Origin of the sequence: uncultured Leptotrichia sp., assembly GCF_938036635.1 — a bacterium.
Classification (GTDB): Bacteria; Fusobacteriota; Fusobacteriia; order Fusobacteriales; family Leptotrichiaceae; genus Leptotrichia; species Leptotrichia hongkongensis.
Map to the genome: position 1 here is coordinate 1 of NZ_CALHQO010000510.1, position 2435 is coordinate 2435.

Here is a 2435-nt window from a genome sequence, read left to right on the forward strand (position 1 = left end):
ATTATAAAAGTCTTTAAGATGGATACTTAAAAATTAAATTTGATTTTTTTTTAACAAGGCTATCAAATTAATTGTTATAGAATTTTATTGCTATTTTTCAAACAGGGTTTAGTATAAAAATAAAGTTATAAACAAAAAAGACTAGACTCAGAATTTACTATTCCAAGCAAGTCTTTTCCTATTTTCATTTTATCATCTCTAGTAATCTAAAATTTTTACTTTTTCAAACGTTGCTTTGCCATCCACTCAAACAAATATTCTCCTTTATCATTCACGGGCATATTTCTAAGACTGTAAATCCAGCTCCAGTGTCCATTGTACTCAGTTTCACCAATTTTTACATTTGGATAAGAGGAAAGTATTGCTCCATATTTTGAAAGAACATCATAAACTCTTTTACTTGTATTTTCGTAGGAAATAGTCGGATCATTTTGTGCGTGAACCATCCAAAGCGGTTTATTTCTTATTTTCATCAAATCCTGTGTAGTAGTTGCAACTCCGCCAGAAGTAGCCGCTTTATCAAGAGCAGCCGCACTTGTACTAAATGCCGCAAAATAATCTGGATATTCAATCATCATTCTAAATGACATATATCCACCAGCCGAAGCTCCAAAAACATAAATTCTATTTTTATCAACGTTATTTTTAGAAGCAAATTCATCAATCATAGCCTTTACTGATTTTATATACCCTTTGGTATAATTATTGTACCAAGTGTCATCAGCCTGCGGTGCCACAACATAAGCCCCGCCAAATATCTTTTGCGTTTTATCTTCTGCAAAAGCCACTGCCCCACGATTTGCCAATTTTTGTGAAACATTATTCTGATAATCCTTGTATCCGCCTTCACCATTCCCATGAAACCAGATTATAAGCGGATGTTTCTTGCCATCATCTTTATTCACAGGTTTAAAATACTGATAATTTACCCCACTTTTAGACTTCGCCACTACAAACTTATCAGCTTCCTCATCAACAATTTTCCCTTGTCTATAAATTCCAAAAAAACCATGTGTTCCAGGACCTGTTTTCATCAATTTCTTCTGTTCCACTCGATATTCCAAATCCATTAGGACATTTCTTGAAACATCCCCAGTAACATAACTCAAAGTATTTGCTCCAGCTACATCTTTTCCATATTTTAAATTAATAACAATATTCCCCTTATCATTTACAAAAATATTCTCAATTTCCCTCTCAACTTCAAATGTCCCCGATGATTTAGTCTTATCGTCTAGCACAATTCCAGCGTCTTTTGGCAAAGTTCCTTTAGCAAAAACTTTAAATGTATCTTTAGCAATTTGTTTATTTTGAATATTTTTCCCTTTTCCTTTAGTATCAATTTCAATCGAAACTATATTCTGCCCATAATCAAATACTTTTGCATTTAACGAATACGAAATAATTGGAATAGTTGGAAAGGGTAATTCACTAGAAATTCCCAACACACTCACCAAAAACAAACCTACAAACACCAATACTTTAGTTTTCATACCAACCACTTCCTTTACAATATTTTTTTATTTCAAATTTAATTACTATTTTATTTTCAACTTCCTATATCTATTCACCGCAACACAAAATTCCTGTTTTCTAGGCAATGCCAAATTTCCTGGATGCCCTGTGTATGAAGAAATCGAATCAAGCCCTTCCTTTTCAATTTTTTCATAAATCCTGTCAGCTGCTTGTGAAAGTGTCAGTTTTTCATCCAGCACTTTATTTTTAAAATAGTCAATCATTACGGCAATGCAGTTTGTCTGGCTATCATCCACAAGCTGCTCCAGCCCCAAAATGTCGATTAATTCTTTTCCATACAAAATGCTGTATTTCCCTTTGGCTTTTGTTTTATCCAGTTTTCCAGATTGTGAAAAACTTTTTTTGAGTGGAATACGCTGTGTAACTCCTTGAAATTTATCATTTGAAGAAAATTCTCGCTTGTTTTCATCTGTTTTTACAATCTTTTTTGCTTTTTCTGTCACATCTTTTGGCACATATTCATCCATCATTATAACGTGATTTGCCACATCAAAATAATCTCCAGAGCCACCGACAATCAATATCGTAGAAACTCCAAAATTGTCATAAAGTTCCTTTACCCTGTCAATAAACGGTGTTATCGGCTCTTTCTCTTTTGCTACAAGTTTTTGCATTCTTGCGTCACGAATCATAAAATTAGTAGCCGAAGTGTCCTCATCTATTAGAAGTAAAGAAGTCCCATATTCCAGCGCTTCTGCCACATTTGCCGCCTGCGATGTGCTTCCGCTCGCATTTTCAGTCGAAAAAGCCCTTGTATCCTTATTTTGTGACAAATTATTAATAAATCCGCTTATATTCACTTTTTCCACATTTCTTCCATCTTCCGCACGTATTTTTACTGCATCCGATTCAGAAATTATGAGTTCTCGCCCATCTTGAGCAATGTGATTGTAAACCCC

2 protein-coding genes are annotated in these 2435 nt (G+C 34.0%); both read right to left on the reverse strand.

What is annotated here, in order from left to right:
• Positions 1-215 precede the first annotated feature (215 nt).
• On the reverse strand, positions 216-1493 hold the full coding sequence (locus Q0370_RS10255; RefSeq protein WP_299575383.1) for a prolyl oligopeptidase family serine peptidase: 1278 nt from the start codon (positions 1491-1493) through the stop codon (positions 216-218).
• Between the two features lie 45 nt (positions 1494-1538).
• On the reverse strand, positions 1539-2435 hold an 897-nt coding region (locus Q0370_RS10260), incomplete at its 5' end, for a P-loop domain-containing protein (RefSeq protein WP_299575385.1).

Bases quoted from the DNA above. Each gene is read 5' to 3' on its own strand.
- Q0370_RS10255 (WP_299575383.1), bottom strand. From the start codon at position 1,493: ATGAAAACTAAAGTATTGGTGTTTGTAGGTTTGTTTTTGGTGAGTGTG.